This is a genomic window from Arthrobacter sp. NyZ413, assembly GCF_049390645.1.
Classification (GTDB): domain Bacteria; phylum Actinomycetota; class Actinomycetes; order Actinomycetales; family Micrococcaceae; genus Arthrobacter.
Window position 1 is genome coordinate 3,242,992 of record NZ_CP155434.1, and the last position, 25,081, is coordinate 3,268,072.

The 25,081-nt window shown below is 63.4% G+C and carries 22 protein-coding genes; 4 read left to right on the forward strand and 18 right to left on the reverse strand.

The genetic code is table 11. The features are described 5' to 3' along the window. Positions 1-46: 46 nt before the first annotated feature. Both ABCW42_RS15130 and galU read right to left on the reverse strand, forming a co-directional pair. Complete coding sequence (locus tag ABCW42_RS15130; RefSeq protein ID WP_133202295.1) at positions 47-667, reverse strand: GNAT family N-acetyltransferase; 621 nt, start codon at positions 665-667, stop codon at positions 47-49. Positions 668-673: 6 nt separating this feature from the next. Continuing rightward, entirely contained in the window at positions 674-1,579 is a 906-nt protein-coding gene (galU, locus tag ABCW42_RS15135; protein WP_423181991.1) for a UTP--glucose-1-phosphate uridylyltransferase GalU, read from the reverse strand. Between the two features lie 118 nt (positions 1,580-1,697). Here galU and ABCW42_RS15140 point away from each other — a divergent pair, with 118 nt between their 5' ends. From ABCW42_RS15140 to ABCW42_RS15150, 3 genes are all read left to right on the forward strand, one after another. After that, positions 1,698-2,303, forward strand: a complete 606-nt coding sequence (locus tag ABCW42_RS15140) for a 5-formyltetrahydrofolate cyclo-ligase (protein ID WP_423181992.1) — start codon at positions 1,698-1,700, stop codon at positions 2,301-2,303. Between the two features lie 160 nt (positions 2,304-2,463). Continuing rightward, a complete protein-coding gene (locus ABCW42_RS15145; RefSeq protein WP_423181993.1) occupies positions 2,464-2,739 on the forward strand; it encodes an FmdB family zinc ribbon protein in 276 nt (91 codons plus the stop codon). 78 nt (positions 2,740-2,817) lie between these two features. Next, positions 2,818-3,624 carry an RcpC/CpaB family pilus assembly protein gene (locus ABCW42_RS15150; RefSeq protein WP_423181994.1) on the forward strand — a complete coding sequence of 269 codons (807 nt, stop codon included), beginning with the start codon at positions 2,818-2,820 and terminating at the stop codon, positions 3,622-3,624. Positions 3,625-3,644: 20 nt separating this feature from the next. On the opposite strand, the gene ABCW42_RS15155 is transcribed toward ABCW42_RS15150, so the two are convergent. From ABCW42_RS15155 to ABCW42_RS15215, 13 genes are all read right to left on the reverse strand, one after another. Then, the gene (locus ABCW42_RS15155; RefSeq protein ID WP_423184974.1) at positions 3,645-3,926 is read right to left on the reverse strand and encodes a hypothetical protein; all 282 of its coding nucleotides are present in this window, start codon (positions 3,924-3,926) and stop codon (positions 3,645-3,647) included. A 9-nt stretch (positions 3,927-3,935) separates the two neighbouring features. After that, positions 3,936-7,838: a DUF4011 domain-containing protein gene (locus ABCW42_RS15160; RefSeq protein WP_423181995.1), complete on the reverse strand. Its 3,903-nt coding sequence runs from the start codon at positions 7,836-7,838 to the stop codon at positions 3,936-3,938. 128 nt (positions 7,839-7,966) lie between these two features. Then, complete coding sequence (guaA, locus tag ABCW42_RS15165) at positions 7,967-9,574, reverse strand: glutamine-hydrolyzing GMP synthase (RefSeq protein ID WP_423181996.1); 1,608 nt, start codon at positions 9,572-9,574, stop codon at positions 7,967-7,969. A gap of 114 nt (positions 9,575-9,688) precedes the next feature. Further along, a complete protein-coding gene (locus tag ABCW42_RS15170; RefSeq protein WP_133202301.1) occupies positions 9,689-10,201 on the reverse strand; it encodes a DUF3817 domain-containing protein in 513 nt (170 codons plus the stop codon). Next, complete coding sequence (locus ABCW42_RS15175; RefSeq protein ID WP_423181997.1) at positions 10,198-11,037, reverse strand: SURF1 family protein; 840 nt, start codon at positions 11,035-11,037, stop codon at positions 10,198-10,200. Before ABCW42_RS15175 ends, ABCW42_RS15170 begins: the two co-directional genes overlap by 4 nt. Positions 11,038-11,147: 110 nt before the next feature. Beyond that, a complete protein-coding gene (locus ABCW42_RS15180; protein ID WP_423181998.1) occupies positions 11,148-11,636 on the reverse strand; it encodes a PTS sugar transporter subunit IIA in 489 nt (162 codons plus the stop codon). A 38-nt stretch (positions 11,637-11,674) separates the two neighbouring features. Continuing rightward, complete coding sequence (locus tag ABCW42_RS15185; protein WP_423181999.1) at positions 11,675-13,435, reverse strand: glycerol-3-phosphate dehydrogenase/oxidase; 1,761 nt, start codon at positions 13,433-13,435, stop codon at positions 11,675-11,677. 116 nt (positions 13,436-13,551) lie between these two features. After that, a complete protein-coding gene (locus tag ABCW42_RS15190; protein ID WP_133202305.1) occupies positions 13,552-14,685 on the reverse strand; it encodes a GuaB3 family IMP dehydrogenase-related protein in 1,134 nt (377 codons plus the stop codon). Positions 14,686-14,859: 174 nt separating this feature from the next. After that, positions 14,860-16,371 carry an IMP dehydrogenase gene (gene guaB / locus ABCW42_RS15195; RefSeq protein WP_423182000.1) on the reverse strand — a complete coding sequence of 504 codons (1,512 nt, stop codon included), beginning with the start codon at positions 16,369-16,371 and terminating at the stop codon, positions 14,860-14,862. Between the two features lie 196 nt (positions 16,372-16,567). Further along, on the reverse strand, positions 16,568-18,613 hold the full coding sequence (locus tag ABCW42_RS15200; RefSeq protein ID WP_423184914.1) for an acyltransferase family protein: 2,046 nt from the start codon (positions 18,611-18,613) through the stop codon (positions 16,568-16,570). 233 nt (positions 18,614-18,846) lie between these two features. Further along, positions 18,847-20,457, reverse strand: coding sequence for a chaperonin GroEL (gene groL / locus ABCW42_RS15205; protein ID WP_423182001.1), 1,611 nt, complete (start codon positions 20,455-20,457; stop codon positions 18,847-18,849). An 86-nt stretch (positions 20,458-20,543) separates the two neighbouring features. Next, entirely contained in the window at positions 20,544-20,840 is a 297-nt protein-coding gene (gene groES, locus ABCW42_RS15210) for a co-chaperone GroES (protein WP_133202308.1), read from the reverse strand. 234 nt (positions 20,841-21,074) lie between these two features. Continuing rightward, on the reverse strand, positions 21,075-21,485 hold the full coding sequence (locus tag ABCW42_RS15215) for a hypothetical protein (protein WP_423182002.1): 411 nt from the start codon (positions 21,483-21,485) through the stop codon (positions 21,075-21,077). A 77-nt stretch (positions 21,486-21,562) separates the two neighbouring features. On the opposite strand from ABCW42_RS15215, the gene ABCW42_RS15220 reads away from it, so the two are divergent. After that, positions 21,563-22,813: a THUMP-like domain-containing protein gene (locus ABCW42_RS15220; protein WP_423182003.1), complete on the forward strand. Its 1,251-nt coding sequence runs from the start codon at positions 21,563-21,565 to the stop codon at positions 22,811-22,813. A gap of 8 nt (positions 22,814-22,821) precedes the next feature. Here the strand turns inward: ABCW42_RS15220 and ABCW42_RS15225 are convergent, their stop codons facing one another. From ABCW42_RS15225 to ABCW42_RS15235, 3 genes are all read right to left on the reverse strand, one after another. After that, positions 22,822-23,619 carry a shikimate 5-dehydrogenase gene (locus ABCW42_RS15225; protein ID WP_423184915.1) on the reverse strand — a complete coding sequence of 266 codons (798 nt, stop codon included), beginning with the start codon at positions 23,617-23,619 and terminating at the stop codon, positions 22,822-22,824. A 69-nt stretch (positions 23,620-23,688) separates the two neighbouring features. Further along, complete coding sequence (gene ykgO, locus ABCW42_RS15230) at positions 23,689-23,811, reverse strand: type B 50S ribosomal protein L36 (protein WP_133202310.1); 123 nt, start codon at positions 23,809-23,811, stop codon at positions 23,689-23,691. A gap of 66 nt (positions 23,812-23,877) precedes the next feature. Next, positions 23,878-25,038, reverse strand: a complete 1,161-nt coding sequence (locus ABCW42_RS15235; protein WP_423182004.1) for a GTP-binding protein — start codon at positions 25,036-25,038, stop codon at positions 23,878-23,880. Positions 25,039-25,081 lie beyond the last annotated feature (43 nt).

Sequence of the window (25,081 nt, forward strand, 5' to 3'; positions counted from 1 at the left end):
ACTGTCGGCAAATCAATGGATTTACCGGTGTAGATCCAGCGGCGGACTAGTTTGCCTGCCTCCCGAGCCACGCGGAAAGCAAGCCTCCCGGGACCTCTTCGGACGTCAACGCAAAGCTGCGGTGATCAGCCCATTCCCCATTGATATGAAGAAAACGGAGACGGCGTCCTTCGTCGCGAAAGCCAAGTTTTTCGACGACCCGCAGGCTCGGCCCGTTTTCAGGCCGGATATTGATTTCCATCCGATGCAGGCCGAGCGCCGAGAAACAATGGTCCGTTGCCATCGCTACGGCGGTGGGCGCTATTCCGTGCCCGGCCCGGGCCTCATCCACCCAGTAACCAAGCGTGGCAGTCATTGCCGATCCCCACATAATCGAGGAAACCGTCAATTGCCCTACGATCCTTGGCTCGGGAAACCCCGGGACCCTCTCCGTGATGAGGAAGGGAAGGGCACTGGCTTGCCGTGCCTGGGAATTAAGCGAGGCCACCATCTGCCGATAGTTCGGAAGGCGACCGCCCGGCGCGGGATTCGACGCCTCCCAAGGCGCGAGCCAGTCGCTGTTGCGCGAACGGACAGCTGTCCATTCCTTCTTGTCCCGGTAGTGGATGGGGCGCAATATAAGGTCCCCGCACTCAAGTGTCACCGGCCAAATAGCCGTGGCCCACACCAGGGGCTACTTGCTGAGGCCGGAGGCAAAGCCTGGCAGCCACTCACGAAGACCAGGGCCGAGGTCATCGCTGTCACAAGCAAGCTCAACGCAAGCCTTGAGGTAGCTCAACTTATCGCCTGTGTCGTAACGCCGCCCGCGGAAGACCACGCCGTAGACGCCGCTGCCTTCGCCGTCGGCAGCCGCCAGCACCTGAAGCGCGTCCGTCAATTGGATCTCCCCGCCCCGGCCCGGCTCGGTTTCCTCAAGAACGTCAAAGACGGCAGGGTGGAGGACGTAACGGCCGATCACGGCCAGGTTGGACGGAGCTTCATCCGCGGACGGCTTTTCCACCAGCTGCTTGATGCGGACATAACCGTCTTCGCTGATGTCCTCGATGTCCGCGCAACCATAGGCGCTGATCTGGGAAGGCTCGACCTCAATCAGGGCCACAACGGATCCTCCGGTCTGCCGCTGAACCTCGATCATGTCACTCAGGAGGTTGTCCCGCGCGTCGATCAGGTCGTCACCAAGCAGGACGGCGAAGGGTTCATGCCCGACGTGCTGCTTGGCACGCAACACTGCGTGGCCAAGGCCCTTGGGATCGCCCTGCCGGACATAGTGGATGTCGCCCAGGTTGCTTGTTGCCTGGACGGCGTCCAACTTGGTGGTGTCGCCCTTTGCTTCCAGGGTAGCTTCCAATGCGGGCACCCGGTCGAAGTGGTCCTCCAAAGCGCGCTTGTTGCGTCCTGTGATCATGAGGATGTCGTTAAGGCCGACCCCCACCGCTTCCTCGACAACGTACTGGATGGCCGGCTTGTCCACGACAGGCAGCATTTCCTTGGGCATTGCCTTAGTGGCGGGCAGGAACCTGGTCCCAAGCCCGGCAACGGGGATAACGGCTTTTCGGACAGCACAGTTATTGGAAGTCACCGGACTAATCTAACGGAAGGAATCGGAGATTGGGCAAAAGGACCATGGTTCAGCTGACCAATGCCTGTCCGTTGACCGAACCCATGCTGGCCGAAAGCGCCAAGGACTGGAGCGAAGAATGACCTTGAAAGACGACATCCGCCGGAAGCACCGGACTCAACGGCTCAGCCTCACCGAACAGCAGCGTGCCGAGGCCGGGACAGGCATTGCCCGCCGCGGACTCGATTGGGCGAATGCAACCGCGCAAGGTGAATCCGCGACGTTCGCCGTCTACGTCGGAGTAGCAGCCGAACCACCGACCATGCCCCTGTTGGCAGCCCTGTACGCAGCCGGATACCGCGTCCTCCTTCCTATCTGCGAGCCGGAAAGGATGCTGAGTTGGGTGTACTGGACCCCGGAAACCGAATTTGTCCGTTCGCGATACGCTCCGATCGACGAACCCCTTGGCGAGCGCTTCGACAGCGACGTCGTCAGGGAGGCGGCGGGCATCATCCTCCCGGCCACCGCCGTCGACGGGAGCGGGAGCCGAATCGGTCAGGGTGGCGGCTACTACGATCGACTCCTCGAACATCTGGACAACTCGGGCCGGCGTCCACCCACCGTCGCCGTGGTCTACGACGACGAAATCCTGCCGGCCGGCACTATTCCGGCGGAACCGTTCGACAAGGCCGTGGCAGAAGTACTCACGCCCGACCGCGTCGTCCGGCTGGCATCGGCCGGCTAGGGAATACCGGCCCCGTGGGCTGTGGAGTCCACCACAATTCCTACTGGTCACAACGGCAACGGGTGATAGAATTGGCACTCGGGCCCTAGGACTGCTAATGGGAAGATACATCCACCCATGCAGGACAGGACCTGTAGTTCGTCCCCGAGGAGGATCATCAGTGCCAACATACGCTTACGCTTGCAAAGACTGCGGCCACGCCTTTGACATTGTCCAGGCATTCACGGACAGCTCCCTGTCCGACTGCCCGGAGTGCCAAGGCTCGCTGCGCAAGAAGTTCAACAGCGTAGGGGTTGTCTTCAAGGGATCGGGCTTCTACCGCACGGACTCCAGGGACTCCAAGGGAAGCACGGTGTCTGCCACTCCTTCCGCTCCCGCCGCGGCCTCCGCCCCTGCTGCCGCACCCGCGTCGGTTCCGGCACCTGCAGCCAGCTGACCGCAAGCATTTTCTAAGTTGTCCACATACGGCTAAAACCCCCTACGGACGGTGGACACCCGCGCATAGCGTGGCACCATGCCAGCAATCACGTTTGCACATGGTGCCCGCTCCGCGGCCACAGCTCCCGTCCGAAACAATCGCAGCCACCCCGTCGGCCGCCGCCCGTCCGCCAGGAACGCCGCTCCCCCTCCCCGGTCGCTCCATCCCCGGTCGCTTCGCGGCCGAAGGCCCGTCCTCTGGCTGAACCGAAACCGCCGCCTCGTCGCTGCTTTGCTGCTGTGCGTCGCCGCCGGTATCACCGTCCACCAATTGACTCCGGCTTCGGAGGCCCGGGTAAAGGTCCTGTCCGCGGCTCGGGATCTTCCGGCAGGCGCCAACATTTCGGAATCCGACTTCACCCTCCTTGCCGTGATCCCGGATGGAGCCCCGGCAGGAGCACTGACCACCGGCGCCGAGGTGCGTGGTAAACAACTCGCGTCACCATTGCGAAAAGGGCAAATTCCCACCAATGCCCAGCTAGTGGGACCGGGGCTGCTGACAGGAACGGCTCCTGCCACCGCCGCCGTGCCGTTGCGGATGGCAGACCCCGCATCCATCCAGCTTGTATCCCCCGGCCAGTTGGTCAATATCGTGCTCACGGCGGGCGACGGGCCGGGACGGAAATCCGAAGTCCTGGCGGCATCCGTTCCCGTCTTATGGACCTCTACGCAGGGAGGCAAGGCCAGCCAGTGGCTCGGCACGAACGACTCCGATGGGTTGCTGGTTGTCGCAGCCAACCCTCAACAGTCCGAAAGCCTGGCCGGAGCATCAACCAAGGGAAAGCTGTTCTTCGTACTGGTCAGTCCTCCCACCGGCGCTCCCGTCGGGTCCCCCGAAAGCTAGGTGGACCCACAGTGGATTTGTCAGCCCCAGTGTGGCGGCCGCTGCTCCCTCAACCACGCGTCCCGATCGTCGTCGGGTTCGTCTCCCCAGCGTCGAGGATCATCCTCGGACGCTTTCTTGGGCAGGATGCCTCCTGCCGCCCGCCTTCTTTTTGGCCTCGGCTTCTGGTCCAGGGTTTCCTGCTCATCAGCCTGGTTTTCCGTCTGGGGGACCGACTCCTTGACCGGCTGGCTGCCCGGCCCTACAGCGCCTGCCTCGGCCCTACTGGGGTGGTTCGGTTCGGCATGTTCATTGCCCGACATTGCGTTTCCTTACTGGGAACCGGCTGCGGAACCATGTGCGTCGCCGCCGCCAACGTCCGCGACCCTCTCGGACGGCTTCGCGTTGGTATCCATATCCAATTGTTCAACGTCGACGTCGAGGAAACCATGCTCCTCCGCCTCGAAGGTCGGTGCGGCCGTCCCCTCCAATCGCAAGTAGGAACCAATGCGGTCGGCGCAGGACGAAGGATCGGTGAACACTTCAATCGTCCACAAGGACATGTAACGCCAGCCAAGGCGTTCCAGCAGCTGGGGTCGCAGACGACTCCGCTCCCGGACACTCATCCTCCGGTAACGTTCCGTGCCGTCCGACTCGATGGCTACGGGAGTGGGCATTTCGGCGTCCTCGCGGCCGATCGTGTGCACGGGGTCGGCTGCCGCGGCGATGTCGATCGCACCGTCGTAGTGGTGCCACACCCGGGCGCCGCGGGCACGGAGCCTTTCGCCCAGATCCGCCACCAATGGGTCTTCACCCAATGCCTGTTCACTGGCCGCTGCCCGCGTTGCCGGCGTGCCGAGATCCGAATTTCCGGAAAGCTCGCGGTCCAGCAACTCGTAGAAATCGATCGCACCATGCGACAACCGGTCCAAGTCCAGGTCCTCCGGGCGGAAGCAGCTCAACACATGCAGCGAACGCCGGGATCGGGTCATCGCCAATGCGAATTTGTTGCGTCCCCCTTCCGCGGACAACGGCCCGAAACTGTGAAGGGCCCGCCCGTGCGGAGTGCGTCCGAAGCCGAGGGAAAAGATGACGTGGTCCCGGACAAGTCCCTGTGCCCGTTCCAGGTCCACCACACGGAAGGACTCGACGCCGGCGTTGAAGAAACCGGCCAGCAACGGATAGTTGGGCAGCTGAAGCCTGATCGCCTCGCCGATCCTCGCGGCGTGGCGCAGGCTGGCAGTGACCACCGCAAGGGAGGTCCTCGGACGAAGCATTGCATGTTCGAACACCAGGTCCACTACACGGTTGACTTCGGCCGCAACCGACTCGACGCCTTCCATGTCGGAGCCCGGGAGCCCCGTGCCGTCCGGAATGTACTCCACCACAACCGAGCGATCCAGGCCCGTCACAGATTGGCCGTCCGGCAACCGGCGAAGGCCCCCGTCGTAGTAGTTCTTGCTCAGCTGGAGAATCAAATCTTCGTCAACTGTGCGATACACCCAGTTCAACTGCCACGTGGGCAAGACTCGTGCCAGGGCATTGAAAGCGCTGTCGACGGTGTCCTGGCTGGCGACTCCCGACACTGGAGGTTCGACCGCGACGCTGAATGTACGGGCGTTCGCAATCTTCGCGTCGCCGAAAGCGATCACTTGTTTGGCTCTGGCGATGGCCGGCAGGACCGCTTGCAAGGAGGTGCTCTCGGCATCGAGGATCACCACGGCGTCGAATTTCTGTTCGGCCGGCAAGAGGCCGGTCAGCAGATAGGGGCTGACGGACCAAACCGGCACCAAACGGGCGACGAGCGCCGGCGATTGTGCACTGAGGGCGGAAAGAGTGACCCTGCCGTCTTTGATGAGGTTCCGGAGGAGTTCTGCCTGCCGCGGATGCTCGACAATTCCGGCCCGCCAATTTTCAGCGAGCTTCCACCGCAGCCGGGCCGCCCCGCTCGCAATGTGAGCGTGATCGGCAAGCCGGTACTCTGCTTCGAGCCGGCGAAGGGAATCGCCATCGGACATGGCGAGATAGTCATCGCCACTGATCATCGCCTCCAGGGCGGACTGCCACCACGCGAGGTCCAGCTCTGCACCGACGGACTCCGCTGGTACCTCCCGCTCGGCCAGGTCGGCGAGGAGCTCCCCCAGGCCATGTTCGCGCATGTTCTCGACCAGGAGGGTCCGCTCCGGCAGGGTTTCGAGGGTCGAAGTATCGGCGACAAGCCGTTCGAGGCGCTCCATGAGGTTCTCGAAACGCGTAGCGTGAAGGTCCCCTCCATCGGCCGTGTGCTTGAGGAGATCTCCAAGACGGCGAAGGTCACGGTCCAATTCCCGGTAGTTCGCTCCCAGATCGGCGAGACCGGAAGGCACCGCGGGATGCCGCTGAGTGGTGGCGTACTCGGCCCACAGCGCCCGCTGTTCCTGGACGAGCGCAAGGGAACTGTGCAGGTCCGCGATGTGAACTCCGGGCCGGACGTACTCCTTGGCCACACGGCGCAGTCGCGATCGCTGCATCGACGGCATCTCGATGCCATTTTCGCGTCGCCAGGCAGACGTCGCCGTCGCGGAAATCAGGTCGTGCACGGGGCGGTCGAAGATGTCCGGCGTGAACTTATCCAAGCTCTCCCGCACCGCCGTCAACAATTCAAGCTGCTCGCCCCATTCGGCGAAGTTGGCCCCCAACCGGATTTCGGAGTGCTCCGCAACCTGGTTCATCCGCTCGCGCAACTGCGGAAGCTTCTCCGCCGCGGTGCTGGCCAACTGCTGGGCTTCCTCGGTTTCCTTTCTCGTCACCAAGCGGGCACCGTACCAAGGACTCGTCGTGGACGCGCGGCTGAAGCTGCCAAGTTCGGCGGCCCGGCGCAGCCTTTCGGAAAGCTCGGCGCGGTCCTTGATGTTGTCCAGGACGCTGCGCTTCAAGCGCACGGTAGTGGCAGGGGCCGGCTGGATTGCGGTCAGCTCAGCGAGGGACTGCATCGCCTGGTACGGAGAGCACCCCCACCGCTCACGTACGTTGTGCAAGGACGCAACATGGTCCAGCAGCGCATGCCGGTGTTCGGTGAGGGTCTTATGAAGATTCGCGAGTTGCGGTTCCAGGGACTTCTCGTTGCGGATGATCGCGCTGACCAACTGTGCTTTGAGCTGTTGGGCAGTGGCGCCGTTCCCGGGCCGGAACAGCATCGACTCAAGTCCCAGAACCTCGAAATGGGCAGCGAGGCCGTTAAGGCTTGCCCGGCGGTCCCCGACTACGAGGACCGACTTGCCTTCCGTGACCAGCGCACCGATGGCATTGATGGCCGTTTGCGTCTGGCCGCTGCCCGGCGGCGTACTGACCACGAGCGAATCACCCGCTCGGACAGCATCCACGACGTACTGCTGATCCGTGTCCGCGTCCAGCAGGAGTGCTTCCTCCGAGGGGTCCCGCTCGTCAAGGCTCGGAAACCGACCGGACTTGATCGGTTCGGGCTCGATGTCGACTCCGGTCGCCGCCTCGAACAGGGAGGTGACAACCTTGTTGTTCTCGTTAATCCACGGATCATCGAGGTTGCCGGACAGATCAGCGAGCGTGGTCACGAGCAAGTTGTGGCTTACCTCGGCACCGTGTATCGGCTGCACCAAGGTGGCCAGGCGGTCGAGCACAGGCTGGGGGTCGAGGCGGGCGGTGTTGTACGCCATGCGGGTGACTGCATTAACGTCGAAGACAATCCCGTGCACGGTCTTCAAATGCCGGACCAACGCCGGGTTCATGCTTGCCTGTTCAGTGAGCTGCAGCTCGTAGTCGTCCTCGCCCGGCCGGGCCGTCAAGGACACGGCAGCCAGCATGACGGGAGCCGAGATGCGTTGGGCTTTCCCGCCAACTGCGGATGTCCAGACCACGGTACCGCAAGCCAGGTACCCGGCGTCGATCCCCCGGTCGTTGCCGAGTTCGAAGATCTTCGAGCGAAGGTTCCGGGCAGCGCGGGCGGCAACAATGTACTGCTGGCGGTCCCGGATCAGCGTGGAAAGACGCGTTCGCCGCCCCGCGAGGAGCTGAGCCAAGCCGGAGGGGTGGCCGCTGCTCAGGTCGATCGACCCTTCCGGAGTCTTGACGAATCGCAGCATTGTGTCCGCGCCAGTCACAGGCTTAAGCCCCGCCAGCCATTTCTTGAGCTCGACTGAGCTCTCTTCGTGGCTTTGACCTACTGACACCGCTGCCTTCTTTTCTGAACTAGCTCGAGACGACTTGGACCAAATCGGCATACTTTCGAGGGTAGCGGGAATCGACCGACTGCTCGCCTCACCACACTGGCGGAAAGCAAATTCCCCTTGATTTCCAAGGGAAAATGCGAAGTGACCGGTCTCTGCAAAGAGACCGGTCACTCAGACGGCTATTCCCACTCGATGGTTCCCGGGGGCTTGCTGGTCACGTCGAGCACCACCCGGTTAACACCCTCCACCTCGTTGGTGATCCTGTTGGAGATCCGTGCCAGGAGCTCGTACGGGAGCCTGGACCAGTCCGCGGTCATGGCGTCCTCCGAGGAAACGGGACGCAGGACGATCGGATGGCCATAAGTGCGGCCATCGCCCTGGACACCGACGCTGCGGACATCCGCGAGCAGCACCACGGGCATCTGCCACACGTCGTTGTCGAGGCCGGCAGCGGTAAGTTCGGCGCGAGCGATCGCATCCGCCTTGCGCAGCAGGTCGAGGCGTTCCTTCGTCACTTCGCCGACGATGCGGATCCCCAGGCCGGGGCCGGGGAACGGCTGGCGCCCGACGATTTCCTGGGGAAGGCCAAGCTGCGCGCCGACAGCGCGGACTTCATCCTTGAACAGGGCGCGAAGCGGCTCTACAAGTTCAAACTGCAGGTCCTCAGGCAAGCCGCCTACGTTGTGGTGGCTCTTGATGTTCGCTGCGCCCTCGCCGCCGCCGGATTCGACAACATCCGGGTACAGGGTGCCTTGAACGAGGAACTTGATGCTCTCGCCTTCGGAAGCGGCTTGGGCAATGATGGCCCGCTCTGCTTCTTCGAAGGCACGGATGAATTCGCGGCCGATGATCTTCCGCTTGGTTTCCGGATCGCTGACTCCGGCAAGGGCGTTCTGGAAGCGCTCTTGTTCGTTCGCCACGTAGAGGTTGACGCCTGTTGCGGCGACGAAGTCGCGCTCAACCTGCTCGGCTTCGCCTTCGCGCAGCAAACCATGGTCTACGAACACACACGTGAGCTGGTCGCCGACGGCACGCTGGACGAGCGCTGCTGCAACAGCCGAGTCGACGCCGCCGGAGAGGCCGCAAATAACCTTGGAGTCGCCGACCTGCTGGCGGATCCTCTCGACCTGCTCCTCAAGGATGTTTCCGGTGGTCCAGTTCGGCGTCAGGCCGGCTCCCTTGAACAAGAAGTTCTCCAGGACCTGCTGGCCGTGTGCCGAGTGCTTGACTTCGGGGTGCCACTGCACACCGTAGAGGTGCTTCTCCTCGTTCGCGAAAGCGGCGACGGGTGCACCTGCCGTGGTCGCGAGAACTTCGAAGCCCGCAGGAGCTTCGTGGACGGAATCGCCGTGGCTCATCCAGGTGTTCTGGGAACCCGGAATGCCGGCCAGGATGGAGCGGGCTTCGCCCACCGTGGTGGCTTCCGTGGCGCCGTATTCGCGCAGGCCGGTCTGCGCGACAGTACCGCCGAGCGCGTTGGCCATGGCCTGGAATCCGTAGCAAATGCCGAAGACGGGCACGCCTGCCTCGAAGAGGTCCGCGCCGACATTCGGTGCACCCTCGGCGTAAACGCTGGAAGGTCCGCCGGAGAGGATGATCGCTGCCGGGTTCTTGGCCAGAAGCTGCTCGGTGGTGAAGGTATGCGGAACAATTTCCGAATACACATTCGCTTCGCGGACGCGGCGGGCAATCAGCTGCGCGTACTGGGCACCGTAGTCAACAACCAGCACCGGCTTCTGTGAAGTCTGAACTTCAGAACTGAAGGGTGTGGTGGGAGTAGTCACCATAACAGCGTACTTTGACTGAATGCCCCATGCATCTTGGGGCCGGTCGTGAAGCGCCGGAACAGCCCTAAAGACAGCCGGAAGTTAGCGATCTCACACTGGCCCGGGGCTGCCGGGTCAGTAGCGCTTGGACGCCTGCGGGTTCGCAGCGAGTTCAGCTTCGACGTCCGCGTGGAACTTCTTCTCCACAATGAAGGACATCAGCGGAACAACACCGCCCAAGGCAAGCAAGATGAGCTTCAGGAACGGCCAGCGCATGAGGGACCAAAGGCGGAAGTCCGAGATCAGGTACAGCACGTACATCCAACCGTGGACAATCAGCACCGCGATGGAAACGTTGAACCCGCCCAAGACGCCCTCGGCGTCGGCGAACCCGAAACCGAAAGGCCGCCCCGTAGCCGCGTTCGTGCCCCCGGCGAAGAGGTAGACGCCGAAAACGTATCGTGCCACGAGCTCCGCGCAAAGCAGCAACAGCATGGTACCGGTCAGGTACGCCATCACCTTGTAGAACTTCAGGGCCGAGCGGATCTGGGCAGTGGTCCCGCCGAAGCGGCGCTTCTTGGTCTTTGCGGTGGCCGGTTTGGCGGATCCGGACTCTTCGGGTTGGATGGCCGGTTTGGGCTCGATCATGGCTTTACCTGTTCTGGATCGGTAATTGCTGGCAAATTTTCCGGGAGGAAGTCGTCGTCCTCATCCGGCTCGTCATCTTCGAGGCTGCGTCGGTAGTCGTCGGCCACCATGCGCCACCAAATGTAGAGGGCAAAGCCGGCGAAGACCACCCATTCCACGGAGTAGAAGAGGTTGAGCCAGTTGATCTGTTGGTTGGCCGGCTGGGCCGGAATGTTGAGCGGTTTCAGCTGCTGCGGTAGCGCCAAAGACTTACCTGAGGACACCTCGGACGTGGCGGCAACGAACCCTGGGTAGCTGGAAACGTTCCACACATTGATGAGTTCCGCGACTGAAACCGCGGATGCCCGGCCGGCGCCGGCGTCGACGTTGGGAACCGGAGCTTCGGTCGGCAGGAGCCGTCCGGTCAACTCAATAGTGCCCGACGGCGGCGGGCTGGCTTGGGAGGGATCGGCGATCCAGCCGCGGGCCACCGGAATCCAGGTCTTGGGGGATGCAGCTGCGCCTTTCAGGACAGGAGCGCCGTCGACCGCAAAAGCCGTGACAACCCAGTAGCCTTTCTGGCCCTCCAGCAACCGGCCTTCGACAAGGACCTGCTTGGAGGGATCGTAACTGCCCTTGGCGCTGACCATCTGATCGGCCACGGCACCGGGGAAGAACGCGCCCGGTTGCAAGACGCCTGTCAGCGGTTTGACCTGCTCTACTGAGGGGTCAACCGGGGTTTCGCTCTGGGTGGATCTGCCGAACTGCCACTGGCTGAGCAGCACGAACACCCCGGACAGCAGGAGCGCGAAGACAAGTCCGGCGATCCAGCGGGGCTTTAGAGCGGTTTTTAACACCCCTTAACCGTACTTCGTCAAGCTGTAGAACAGCTAAACGCGTACCACGGTAGAGAAGCAGGCTGCCTCGTGGGCCGGCATCGGCCTTGAACGGGTTCGTCCGACGCCGGTCAGTGGTCGAAAAACACCAGGCTCGAGTTGATCAATTCGGCGATGACTTCCGGGTCATGGGCGCGGCGGAGCGAGTCACGGAAAGACTCCTTGGAGAGGGAACGGGCCAACGTCGCCAGAACCTCCAGATGGTCCGAGAACGAGCTGGCCGGCGTTGCGATGAGCAAGACGAGCGTGGCGGGCCCGTCTGCGGCGCCGAAGTCGAGCGAGTGCCCGAACTTCGTGACGCCGACTGCGATGGAAACCCGGGACACGAATTCGCTCCGGGCATGCGGCAGGCCGATGCCTCCGGGAAGCCCGGTGGCCAGTTGATGTTCGCGGGAATTGACGTGCTCAAGGAATCCTTCGAGGTCCGTGATACGTCCGGCGGCATGCAGGCGTTCAGCGAGCTGCGTCGCGGCGTCTGTCTTGTCTGCCGCTTCCATCTCGAGGATGACGGTGTCCGGCGTCGTCAGTTCGGCATCATACGGGTCCAGTGGTTCCGCCAAGTCGTTTCCCTCCAGTGTGCCCGGCCGACCTTGGACGCTTAGCGAAGGGGAACGATGTCGTCGACTCCCATGCGCGCCGCGTCCGCGGATTCATCATCGGGTTGCTGCTGGCTGAGCCGCTCAGCTTCCACCCTGGCCAGGTAGTGCTTGATTTCGCTTTCCCGCTGCGCGTCGCTCCAGCCAAGAATTTCTCCCATCAGCTTAGCGACAACCGGGACCGCGGAGACACCTCTGTCCCAGGACTCGATGGAAATACGTGTGCGGCGGGTCAGGACGTCATGGACATGCCTGGCGCCCTCGTGGGTGGTGGCATAGATGACTTCGGCTGAGAGGTAGTCGTCAGCACCGGGGAGCGGTTCAGCCATGGCCGGATTATCGTTGATGATCGCCAGGACCTCTGTAGCCATGGACCCGTAGCGATTCAGGAGGTGTTCCACCCTGGCCACGTGGACCCCGGCCTCATCCGCGGTCCTGGACCGGCGGTTCCAAGCGGCCTTGAAGCCCTCGGCTCCGAGGAGCGGAATGGTCTCGGTGCAGCTCGCCGGAACGCGTTCGTCCATGGCCCGGGTTGCTTCGTCGACGGCATCCTTGGCCATCACCCGGTAGGTCGTGAACTTTCCGCCGGCCACCACCACCAGGCCTGGGACGGGGTGCGCCACGACATGCTCGCGGGACAGCTTCGCGGTGGAATCGCTCTCCCCCGCCAGCAAAGGCCGTAGGCCGGCATAGACGCCTTCGACGTCCTCGCGGGTGAGCGGCCGTTTCAGCACGCGGTTCACGTGCTCCAGAACGTAGTCGATGTCCTTTGCAGACGCGGCCGGATGTGCCTTGTCCAGCTTCCAGTCGGTGTCCGTAGTGCCGATGATCCAGTGCCTGCCCCACGGGATGACGAACAGCACCGATTTCTCAGTCCGCAGGATCAATCCCACGGTCGATTGGAACCGATCGCGCGGCACCACCAAGTGGATGCCCTTTGAAGCGCGTACCTTGAGCTGGCCGCGGTCCGTCACCATGGCTTGGGTTTCGTCCGTCCACACGCCGGTGGCGTTGACCACTTGTTTGGCCCGGACTTCGATGATGCTGCCGTCTTCCTGGTTCTCCACCTTCGCGCCGACCACGCGTTCGCCTTCACGGACGAACGAGACGACGCGCATCCGGTTCACCGCGTGCGCTCCGTAATGGGCCGCCGTCCGGACAACATTGACAACCAGGCGGGCATCGTCCACTTGCGCGTCGTAGTACCGGATGGAGCCCACGAAGGCGTCGTTCTTGAGGCTCGGCGCCGCCCGCAATGTTCCGCGTCGGAAGAGGTGCTTATGCCTCGGAACACCGCGGCTGTGGCCGGACGTGATGCCTAGCGTGTCGTAGAGGAAAATGCCGGCGCCGACGTACGGCCGCTCCCAGAAGCGCCGGGTGAGCGGGTAGAGGAACGGGACCGGACGGACGAGGTGCGGCGCGATTTGCTGGATCAGGAGGCCGCGTTCCTGGAGTGCTTCCTGGACGAGGCCGAAGTCGAGCATTTCCAGGTAGCGCAGTCCGCCGTGGATCAGTTTGGAGGAACGCGACGAGGTGCCCGACGCCCAGTCCCGGGCTTCGACGATGCCCACGGACAGTCCGCGCGTGACAGCGTCCAAAGCCGCTCCGGCGCCCACCACGCCTCCGCCGACTATCAGGATGTCGAGTTCCTGCCCCGGCTCGGACGTGCCTTTGAGCACCTCGATGGACTTTGCCCGCGCCTGCGGACTCAACGCACCTGCCGGCGCACTTCCGTTATCCGAACCACCTGCAACATTGCTCATCGGACGCCTCCCAACGCACAATCCCCGTAGTCCCCCACACTACTTCGTGAGGGCAGGCTTGGGCAGTGGCTGGGAGGCGCCGGAACGGTCGGAGGGGTTGCGGCGCCTGGTGGTTGCTAGCCCGCGTACGGTGAAACGACGACGTCGACCCGCTGGAACTCTTTCAGGTCCGAATAGCCGGTGGTCGCCATGGAACGGCGCAACGCGCCGATGAGGTTGGAGGTGCCGTTGGTGTGGTGGCCCGGGCCGAAGAGTACCTCTTCGAGCGGCCCGACCGTGCCGACGTTGACCCTGTCTCCGCGGGGCAGTTCGAGGTGGTGTGCTTCCTGGCCCCAGTGCCAGCCCTTGCCGGGAGCTTCCTCGGCACGTGCCAAGGCGCTGCCGAGCATGACGGCGTCGGCGCCCATGGCGATGGCCTTGACGATGTCGCCGGAAGAGCCCATGCCGCCATCAGCGATCACGTGGACGTACCGTCCGCCGGATTCATCCATGTAGTCACGCCGGGCCGCGGCGACGTCCGAGATGGCCGAAGCCATGGGCGAGTGGATACCCAACGCGCGGCGCGTGGTGGTGGTGGCGCCGCCGCCGAAGCCCACCAGGACACCTGCGGCGCCCGTGCGCATGAGGTGCAACGCCGGGGTGTAGCCGGCTGCGCCGCCCACAATCACCGGAACGTCCAGTTCGTAGATGAACTGCTTGAGGTTCAACGGCTCGTGGTTCTTGGAAACGTGTTCGGCGGAAACCGTGGTGCCCCGTATGACAAAGATGTCGACGCCGGCGGCGACCACGGTCTTGTAGTGCTCCTGGGTGCGCTGGGGCGTCAGGGACCCCGCGACGGTCACGCCGGAAGCGCGGATTTCAGCGAGCCTGCTGGTGATCAGTTCGGGCTGGATAGGAGCCTTGTAGAGTTCCTGCATGCGCCCGGTAACCGCGGGACTTGCCGTTTCGTCCTCAAGGGCTGCGATCTCGTCCAGGACTGATTGCGGATCTTCGTAGCGCGTCCACAGGCCCTCAAGGTCCAGGACGCCCAAGCCACCGAGACGGCCCAGGGCGATTGCCGTCTCCGGGGACATGGCGGAGTCCATCGGTGCCGCGATGACGGGCATCTCGAACTTGTAGGCATCAATCTGCCAGGAGACGGAGACGTCCTTGGGGTCGCGCGTCCGGCGGTTGGGGACGATCGCGATGTCATCCAGGGAGTAGGCACGACGCCCACGCTTGCCACGGCCAATCTCAATCTCATAAGTCACTGCTCTAGGTTATCCCAGCGCAGCAGCAAGAAAACCCAGCGCAGCAGCAACAAAGCCCAGCGCGGCAGCAAGAAAACCCAGCGCAGCAGCAACAAAGCCCAGCACCCTTTGGAAGCCGAAAGCCCGCCGCCATCGTGGTGATGGGGCGGGCTTTCGTCCAAAGGAGACTCGCGGTCAGCGGGATCCGTAGTTCGGCGCTTCGACGGTCATCTGGATATCGTGCGGATGGGATTCCTTCAAGCCGGCAGCGGTGATGCGGACGAACTTGCCGCGGGCCTTGAGTTCGGCGATGGTGGGCGCGCCGGTGTAGAACATGGTTTGGCGCAGGCCACCCACCAACTGGTAGGCAACGGAGGAAAGCGGTCCACGGTACGCGACCCGGCCTTCGATGCCTTCGGGGATGAGCTTGTCATCGCCGGAGACGTCGGCCTGGAAGTAGCGGTCCTTCGAGTAGGACGTGTTCTTGCCCCGCGACTGCATGGCGCCCAGGGAGCCCATGCCGCGGTAGCTCTTGAACTGCTTGCCGTTGACGAAGATCAGTTCTCCCGGCGATTCGTCGCAACCGGCGAGCAGGGAGCCGAGCATGACGGTGTCTGCTCCGGCGACGAGCGCCTTGCCGATATCGCCCGAGTACTGGAGGCCGCCGTCGGCGATCAACGGAACGCCCGCCGGAATGGCAGCCTTCGAGGACTCGTAGATGGCCGTGATCTGCGGAACGCCCACGCCTGCGACGACGCGGGTGGTGCAGATGGAGCCCGGACCAACGCCGACCTTGATGCCGTCGGTCCCGGCGTCAATCAATGCCTGGGCACCTTCGCGGGTGGCTGCCTGGCCACCGATGATGTCCACGTGCGCTGCTACCGGATCCGACTTCAAGCGGGAGATCATGTCGAGGACACCTTGCGAGTGGCCATTGGCGGTGTCCACGAAGAGCGCGTCCACGCCGGCGTCGATCAGGGTCATGGCGCGTTCCCAACCATCGCCGAAGAAGCCGATGGCGGCACCGACGCGGAGCCGGCCTTCGTCGTCCTTCGTGGCAAGCGGGTACTGCTCAGCCTTGGTGAAGTCCTTGGTGGTGATGAGGCCCTTGAGCCGGCCCTGCTCATCAACGAGGGGAAGCTTCTCGATCTTGTTGGTAGCCAGCTTGTGGGAGGCTTCTTCGCGGCTGATGCCAACGTGGCCCGTGACGAGGGGCATCTTGGTCATGACATCGCTGACCAGGCGCGACGGGAATTCGGATTCCGGGACAAAACGGGTGTCCCGGTTGGTGACGATGCCGAGGAGGCGCCCATCGGGATCGATGACGGGCAGGCCGGACACGCGGTAACGCGAGCACAACTCGTCGAGTTCCTGCAGGGTGGCTTCGGGGTGGACCGTCAGCGGGTTGGTGATCATCCCGGACTCGGAACGCTTCACGCGGTCAACGTGGTCCGCCTGGTCCGCGATGGACAGGTTCCGGTGGATGACGCCGAGGCCACCCTGGCGGGCCATCGCAATCGCCATGCGCGACTCCGTGACGGTGTCCATGGCCGCCGACAGCAAGGGAGTCTGCACCGAGATCCGCTTGGAAATCCGCGAGGAAGTATCGGCCTCGGAGGGAATGACGTTGGTGTGGCCCGGCAGGAGCAGGACGTCGTCGTAGGTCAGGCCGACAAAGCCAAAGGGATCGTGTTCGGGCTGGGTCATGAGTGCGCCTCTTACCTTGGTTCTGGGGGTGGATCTGGTAGGGGTTGCAGCTGATGACCAGCCCGTCATTACGGGACTGGCCTGTGCAGAAAGGTTCTGAATAAATATTAGAACCTCGCAGCCGATCCCCATATTCCGCAAGGGCAATGTGAGCAACGGCACCTGCTGCCGCCCGCCGTCGGGCCTTTCGTGTTTCTTATGTCCACCCGGTGGCGGCCATGAAGGCCTGCTCGAAGTACGGCGTGAGGGTCTTCATGTAGGTGGCGGTCACGTGGTTGTCGTCCTTGTACACAATCACGTTACCGATCACCGCGGGACAGTTCGTGTCCGGGCAGAAGTACTTCGAAAGGTCCAGGAACTTGGTGTCCGGAAGCTCCCCGGCCACGGCCGCCGTCGGGGAATCCTCGGAGTAGATCTGGTCCCGCTGCGAACCGCACGCGACGTATGCTCCCGGGTTCTTCTCAAGGCACGCCGGAACGGGTTCGGCCGCGCGCGGGGTGTCACGGAAGGCAACTACCTGGATGCCTGCGGCATTGAGCGTCTTGACCTCGGACACCCAGCCCGGGTCAAGCTTTTCGGGAACTCCAGGCTGCGCGTTCGTGCGCGTGCTGGTTGTCACTACGACGTCCGGGTGCATCTTCAGGACCTCGTCAAGGGTGGACTTGTTGAAGTCGACACAGGCCTGGGTGATATCCGCCGCCGTGTCTTCGCCAAGCGGGCAGTACCCCTTGGTGATGGACGTCAGGCTCCAGTCGTTCTTCGCGGCCATGGTCAGGAGCGGCGTATTCAGCACGTGGGCGTGCGAACTGCCGATCACCACCACGTTCTTCTTTCCGTTCTTGATCCCGTTGGTGCAGATGTTGACGAACTCCTGCGGATCCTTTGCGGTTGTGCAAGGCGTCGGGAACATCGGCCAGTCGGCGTCGATGGCGGTCATGGCCGGAACCAAGGGAACGCTCCGATCCGGGGTGTAGACGTACTGCCCGCCGACAGCCGCCGCGCCCGGGTTGCGGGCATCCATGTTTGCGAGCAAGGTCCGGTTGGTCTGCTCGATCTGCAGCGGCCATCCGGTCAGCGGCAGGAGCGCCACGGTTCCGACGGCGACCAAGGAGACCAGGCTCCGGCGCCGGTTGGCCTCAGGCCACTTCCACTCACGCCACGGCTTCTCGATGAACCGCGTAGTCAGGACAGCCATGATCATGGCGGCAATGATGATTGCGGTTCCGGACAGCCAGCCCGCGTGGGTCTTTCCCGACCACGCCAGGTAGATGACCAGCATGGGCCAGTGCCAAAGGTACAGCGCGTACGAGTTATTGCCCATGCGGACCAATGGCTTCGAGCTCAGGAACCGGTCCACCCCGAACCGGCTCCCGGTCTGGCCCGCGGTAATCAGGCAGGCGGCCGCAAGGGTGGGCCAGAGGGCCACCCAGCCTGGAAACACGCCTTCGACATTCAGGATGAGCCCGCAGCTGAGCATGGCCACGATCCCGACCCAGCCGAGGACGATCCTGACGGTCCGGGAAAACTTCAGTGAAGGCAGGAAGAGTGCCAGCAATGTTCCAAGGGCGAATTCCCACAGCCGTGCCAACGTCGAGAAGTACGCGGAAGCCTGATCGGAAGCGGTGAATACCACGGAATACACGAGCGACGCGAGGAAGATCAGCCCGAAAATGTAGCGAAGAAGGGGTATGTAGGCGAGCTTGAAGCGGCGCGCGAGCCACGCAACTCCCACAAAGATGATGGGCCAGATGATGAACACTTGCCCTTGGATGGAGAGCGACCAGAAGTGCTCCAACGGGCTGGCCGAGCTGTGGTCAGACGCGTAGTAGTTGACGGCCTGGGACTGCAGCAGGAAGTTCTCTACATAGAAGAGCGAAGCCCAGCCTTGTTGGATGGTGTCCATCCAACGGGTGGCCGGCATGAAAAGGTAAGTCGCCGCGAGGGTTCCAATGATGACCGTGACGGCTGCTGGCAAGAGCCGGCGGAAATGGTGCAGGTAGTGCATCAGCAAGGCTGTATTTTGCCCGGCGGCGTACCGCCGGGTGAACTGGCCAGCCATGAGGAATGCCGAGACGAGAAGGAAGATATCCACGCCACCGGAAACCCGGCCGAACCAGATGTGGTACGTGACAACCATGAGCACGGCGACGGATCGAAGTCCCTGGATCTCTGGTCGGAACGTTGATTTCGCCGTTGTTTTTGCCGTCCCGCTTTGGTGCCGGGCCGGCACCATTGCGCGCATGGTTGTCAAAGTCTTGCCTCCAGGGTCCTACACGAACCGTCAATGTTACTGATTCGTAATCTTCATCGTCAATTTACGCAGCTCTATTGGCCAACGACTCCCCATCCATTACGACACAGCTTTCTGGGAGCTTGCGGAACGTTCTCTGGGCCAAAGCCGGTAACGACGAAGGCCCGGCCCCGAAAAAATCGGGGCCGGGCCTCGTGTGCCTTGCGGCCGGGTTTAAGCCGGAATTAGTGGCTGTGGCCTGCGTGCTCGTCTTCCTCCGCGGCCTTCTCAACAACCAAGGTCTCGGTGGTGAGAACCAGGGCAGCGATGGACGCCGCATTGCGGAGTGCGGACCGGGTGACCTTGACGGGGTCGATCACGCCGGAACCGATCAAGTCCTCGTAGACCGCGGTCTTGGCGTTGAAACCGTGGTTGGCTTCAAGCTCGGCGACCTTGGCGACAACGACGTAGCCGTCGAAGCCGGCGTTCTGGGCGATCCAGCGCAGCGGCTGGGTCAGCGCGCGGCGGACAATGCCGACGGCGGCTGCGGCATCGCCTTCGAGGGCCTTGACGGCTGCGTCCTCGTCCAATGCCTTGAGGGCGTGGATGAGGGCCGAACCACCACCGGAAACGATGCCTTCTTCAAGGGCGGCACGGGTGGAGGACACGGCGTCCTCGATGCGGTGCTTCTTTTCCTTGAGTTCAACCTCGGTGGCGGCGCCAACCTTGATGACACCGATGCCGCCGGCCAGCTTGGCAAGCCGTTCCTGCAGCTTTTCCTTGTCCCAATCGGAGTCCGTGCGGGCAAGTTCAGCACGAAGCTGGGCCACGCGGGCTTCGACGTCCTCGGCAGTGCCGGCGCCGTCGACGATGGTGGTGTTGTCCTTGGTGACCGTGATGCGGCGGGCGGTACCGAGAACCTCCAGGCCGACCTGGTCCAGGGACAGGCCGAGCTCAGGGGAGACAACCTGTGCACCGGTCAGCGTGGCGATGTCCTGCAGCATCGCCTTGCGGCGGTCGCCGAAGCCCGGAGCCTTGACGGCAACGACGTTCAGGGTGCCGCGGATGCGGTTCACGATCAGCGTGGACAGGGCCTCGCCGTCGATGTCTTCAGCGATGATGAAGAGCGGCTTGGCTGCCTGCAGCGCCTTCTCCAGGAGCGGCAGGAATTCCTGCAGCGAGGAGATCTTGCCTTGGTTGATGAGGATCAGCGCGTCTTCCAGTACGGCTTCCTGGCGTTCCGCGTCGGTGACGAAGTACGGGGAAAGGTAGCCCTTGTCGAACTGCATGCCCTCGGTGAGGACCAGTTCGGTCTGCGTGGTGGAGGACTCTTCGATGGTGATGACACCATCCTTGCCGACCTTGCCGAAGGCCTCGGCGAGGAGTTCGCCGACCTCATCGCTCTGGGCCGAGATCGCGGCGACGCTGGCAACCTGGGTGCCTTCGACTTCGCGTGCGTTGCTCAGCAGGCGGGCTGCGACGGCCTCGACAGAGACCTCGATGCCACGCTTGATTTCGCCCGGAGCTGCTCCGGCGGCAACGTTGCGCAGGCCTTCCTTGACGAGGGCCTGGGCCAGGACGGTGGCGGTGGTGGTGCCGTCACCAGCGACGTCGTTGGTCTTGGTGGCGACTTCCTTGGCCAGCTGGGCGCCAAGGTTTTCGTAGGGGTCGTCGAGTTCGACTTCGCGGGCGATCGTCACGCCGTCGTTCGTGATGGTGGGGGCGCCCCACTTCTTGTCCAGAACGACATTGCGGCCGCGCGGGCCAAGGGTCACCTTGACGGTGTCGGCGAGCTTGTCAATGCCTGCCTCGAGCGAGCGACGCGCAGCGTCGTTGAACGCAAGCTGCTTAGCCATGGTTTTGTCCTTTCAAGACGGAAAACCCGCACCGCTGACCAGGCGGAAGAACTTCCGGCTCAATCTGCGGTGCGGGATCCAGGGAATTACTTAACGACGATCGCCAGGACGTCGCGGGCGGACAGGACGAGGTACTCGCTGCCGCCAGTCTTGACTTCGGTTCCGCCGTACTTGGAGTAGATAACAACGTCCCCAACGGTGACGTCTACAGGCACGCGGTTGCCGTTGTCGTCGAAGCGGCCGGGGCCGACTGCAACAACTTCGCCTTCCTGCGGCTTCTCCTGTGCGGTGTCCGGGATGACCAGGCCGGAAGCGGTGGTCTGCTCTGCTTCGAGCGGGCGGACAACGATGCGATCCTCGAGAGGCTTAATGGAGACCGACACTCGGATCTCTCCTTTACGTGAGGTAGTACGTGGACTATCAAACCAGGGGTGCCGTGGCGTGCTTACCGTCGTCGCGGTGCCGGTAAGTACCTTGCGGCATGATTAGCACCCGCCTAGGGAGAGTGCTAATCAAGACTCTATGTAAGCATTAGCACTCGGTCAAGGCGAGTGCCAGATTTTCGTCGTGGGTGAAAGCCGCGGGCGCCCCGCGAAGGCGAGCGGCACTCAAGCAGCTCAGCTGCCGGTGAGGTCGTCGAAGTCCACGTCTTCGCCGTCGTCGTACTCTTCTTCGCCACCTTTTCCGCGGTTCAGGTACAGCACCACAGCGCTGGCAAGGGCGACGACGCCGGACACCACGAGGCCCACAATCGTCCACACGCGGACACCGGAGTAGGTGTCCCGGATCTCGCGGGCTTCTTCGGTGGCGTCTTGGACGCTCTTGCCCGTCATGGAATACGCCGCGGCGTTGAAGGAATCCAGGAAGAAGATAATCACCAGCAGCGCGATGCAAATAACGGCGATCGCGGCTCCGGCAATGAGCGCTGGCCGGGCATACTTCGAAAGATTGCCGGCAGGGGGTCGTTTGTCGGGAACCGAGGGAGATCCATTGGCGTCGTCAGGCAGGCGTACTGGGTTGTCTTCCATGCAATCAACCCTATCGGCCTGAATCGCCCATGAACCGCCCACGCTCCATGTGACAGGCGGCCACTAGGCTTGTTTCCATGGCTGACACACCCCCGGACCAGATTGCCCCCTTGCTCACCACGGAAGGCTGGGAATTGCTGGCATCGCTGGGACCGTACAGTGACAGCGAAGCGTTCGCCCTCAACGCCCGGCTCCGCAAGGAAGGGCACTCCCCCGAACTCGTGGCCGCCGTCCTCACCCAGTCAAGGCTTCGCACGCGCGCCGAGGCCAAGTTCGGCGAGTTCGCCCGGCACATGCTCTTCACCCAGGCCGGGTTGGAACAGGCCACCCGGCTCAACGTCGCCGCGCGCCACGCCGAGCGGTTCGCCAAGGCCGGTTCGCGGCATATTGCCGACCTCGGTTGCGGGTTGGGGGCCGACTCGATGGCAATGGCTTCGATGGACCTCTCGGTAACGGCAGTGGAGCTGGACGAGACCACCGCGGCTTGCGCCACGATCAACCTCATGCCGTTCCCGCACGCTTCGGTGGTGCATTCCGATGCGACCTCGGTTCCGCTCGACGGCGTCGACGGCGTCTGGCTCGATCCCGCCCGGCGCACCACCTCGTCCTCGGGAACCAAGCGGATCTGGGATCCGGAAGAGTTCTCGCCGCCCTTTTCCTTCGTCGAGTCGCTGGCAGCCTCCGGCAAGTCCATCGGCGTCAAGATGGGTCCGGGCATGCCGCATGAATCGGTTCCCGCCGGCTGTGAGGCGCAGTGGGTCTCGGTGGGTGGAGATGTCACCGAAGTGACGCTGTGGTTCAACGACGTCGCGCGCCCCGGCGTCCGGCGCGCCGCTTTGGTCCTCGGCCCCCGGGGCGCTGCCGAAATCACCAGCGGCGAGGATTTCGACGGCGGCCCGGTGCCCGACGTCGGGCCTGTTGCGGGCTACCTCTACGAACCGGACGGGGCGGTCATCCGGGCGGGACTCGTGGCCGACGTCGCTCTCCGCCTGGGCGGGCACCTCGTGGATGAGCACATTGCCTACATCTGTGCGCCGGATCTCGTGGAAACGCCGTTCGCACGCGCCTACAAGGTGTTGGAAGTCATGCCGTATAACGTCAAGGCACTCAAAGCCTGGGTCAAGGACAACGGCATCGGCGTCTTGGACATCAAGAAGCGCGGAACGTCCGTCACTCCCGAGGAGCTGCGCAAGCAGCTCCTTCCAGGGGGAAAACCGGCCGGCAAGGCTTCGGCAAAAGCCCGCGGCAGCAAAACAGCCACCCTGGTCCTCACCAGGATCGGCGAGGAGCGGGTGGCTGTTGTGGTGGAACCGGTTGCCGCGGACTAAGCCCCGTCCTATTGGGCCCGGGTGAACTGCTCGGCGGCAGCTACTTGCTCAGGCGTCGGCGTCACGCCTGTGTAGAGGACGAACTGCTCAAGCGCCTGGATGGTTGCCACTTCGGCGCCGCTGATCACGGTCTTGCCCGCTGCACGCCCGGCCTTGACGAGCGGGGTCTCCGCAGGGAGCGCGACGACGTCGAACACCACGTTCGCGACCGCCACCGCTTCCTCGGTAAAGGAGAGCGAATCGGCCTCGGGGCCGCCCGCCATCCCGATCGGGGTGACGTTGACGAGAACGTCGGCGGTCGAGTCCCCTACCTCTGCCTGCCAGCCGAATCCGTAGAGTTCGGCCAACGACGCGCCGGACTCTTCATTGCGGGCAACAATGGTCACCCGCGAGAAGCCGGCGTCCCGGAAGGCCGCCGCAGTGGCCTTGGCCATGCCACCCGAACCGCGCACTAGAACCGATGATGCGGGATCGATGGCGTTGCGTTCGATCAGCTGGGCGATTGCCGTGTAGTCGGTGTTGTATGCCGTGAGTACCCCGGAATCGTTGACGATGGTGTTCACCGAGTCGATCGCGGAAGCCGAGGCGTCCATCCGGTCCACCAGGGCGATGACGTCTTCCTTGTAGGGCATTGAAACAGCGCAGCCCCGGATGCCCAGCCCGCGCACGCCGGCGATCGCATTCGCGAGGTCCGTGGGAGCGAAGGCTTTGTAGATCCAGTTCAGGCCCAGTTCCTCATAGAGGAAATTGTGGAAACGGGTTCCGTTGTTGCTTGGCCGGGCAGAAAGCGAGATGCAGAGCGTCATGTCTTTGTTGAGGATCGGCACGCCGGAGGCTCCTTCATGTAGCGGGTTCTCTGCCCAGCCTAGACGGGTCTAGCCTTGGCGCGCCTTGAAGCGGGGATTCGCCTTGTTGATGACAAAAGTGCGGCCTCGGCGGCGCACCACCTGGGCGCCCGGGATTTTCTTGAGGGCCCGCAACGAATTCCTGACTTTCATGGTTTCTCCTTCGATGGTGATTGGATGTGGATGGTCGGGGTTGGATGTGGATGGCCAGGGCAATAGCTATGGGGCCGCTTCAAGGCCGAACACATCGACAATGCCCGCGAAGCCGCGCCGCATCTCGTCGTCGGTCAAAGCGCACCCATCCAGCAAGGACTGGATCTCGGCGGCATCAACATCCTCTTCCCGGCCGGTGACGGCCAGTACGGTGCCGCGATCACCAAAACGGGGATGCCAGTCAAGGACGGCGTCGACGTCGTGCATCCCCTTTCCTGTTCGGGAACCCGTCTCGCCGCAAACCGGTTCAGCAGGGGCATCCGCGAGCCACTTGCCCGTATTTTCAAGCCAGACCCGCGGACCGATCCCTTGGACGGCGATCCGGCTCGTAGATGCCGAGGCGATCCACAAGCGCCCTCGCATCCAGTGGGAGCCTTGCGCAAGGCGGGGCAACGCCTCTTGGAAGCGCCCGGGATGAAGGGGGCGTTCGACCTTGTGTAGTTCGGTCCGGAAGCTGCCTGTTCCCTCCTCAAGCGGCACCCTCACGGTACCCGGACGGACCCGGGCGAGCGCCTCGGCGCCGTCGTAGCAGCCAGGCCGGAAGTCGCCGTCGCTCGCGCAAACAGCAGCGTGCGGCGCGAGTTGCCCAAGGAGTTCCAGCCCTTGGGCCCACGCCCCGCTCGAGTCCGGGTGCAGCCCCGAAAGTTCGGCTCCGAGACCGGGATGCACCATCACTGTGTCCGCATGGGCCAATTCGCCGATGAGGAATTCCCCGCTGGTGCGCTCGTCTTCCGGCATGGCCGTGAAGCCGGATTCGAACAATGTGTGCTTGTCCCAGATGTGCTCGTCCAATTCCGAGGCATCGATCGCGACTACGGCGTTGTCCACGACGACGGCCTGGCCCAGTTGGCGCTGAAGTTCGGCTATCGCTAAACCTGCGGAAACTCCGGGAGGCAAGCCGAGGACCATATGGTCGTGGCCAAACGAGGCAAGGCGTTCCGCCGTCGGCACCACGTCCAGGCGAACCGTACAACTAAGGCAGCCGTGCTCCAGGACAGCTTGCTCCTGCTCCAACAGTTCACCGTTGCGGAAAATCCGCCGAAGGACAATGGGCTCCGCCAGGAGGTCGTGCAGCACCACCACGGAATCACGATGGGTCCGTCCGAGCTTCACCGCAGCAGCCTCTCGGCAGTGGCTATCCAGGGAACTGACAACAGAAAAGTGCATGGCAACATCATAAATAAGAATGATTCTCATTTGCAAGCTGTGT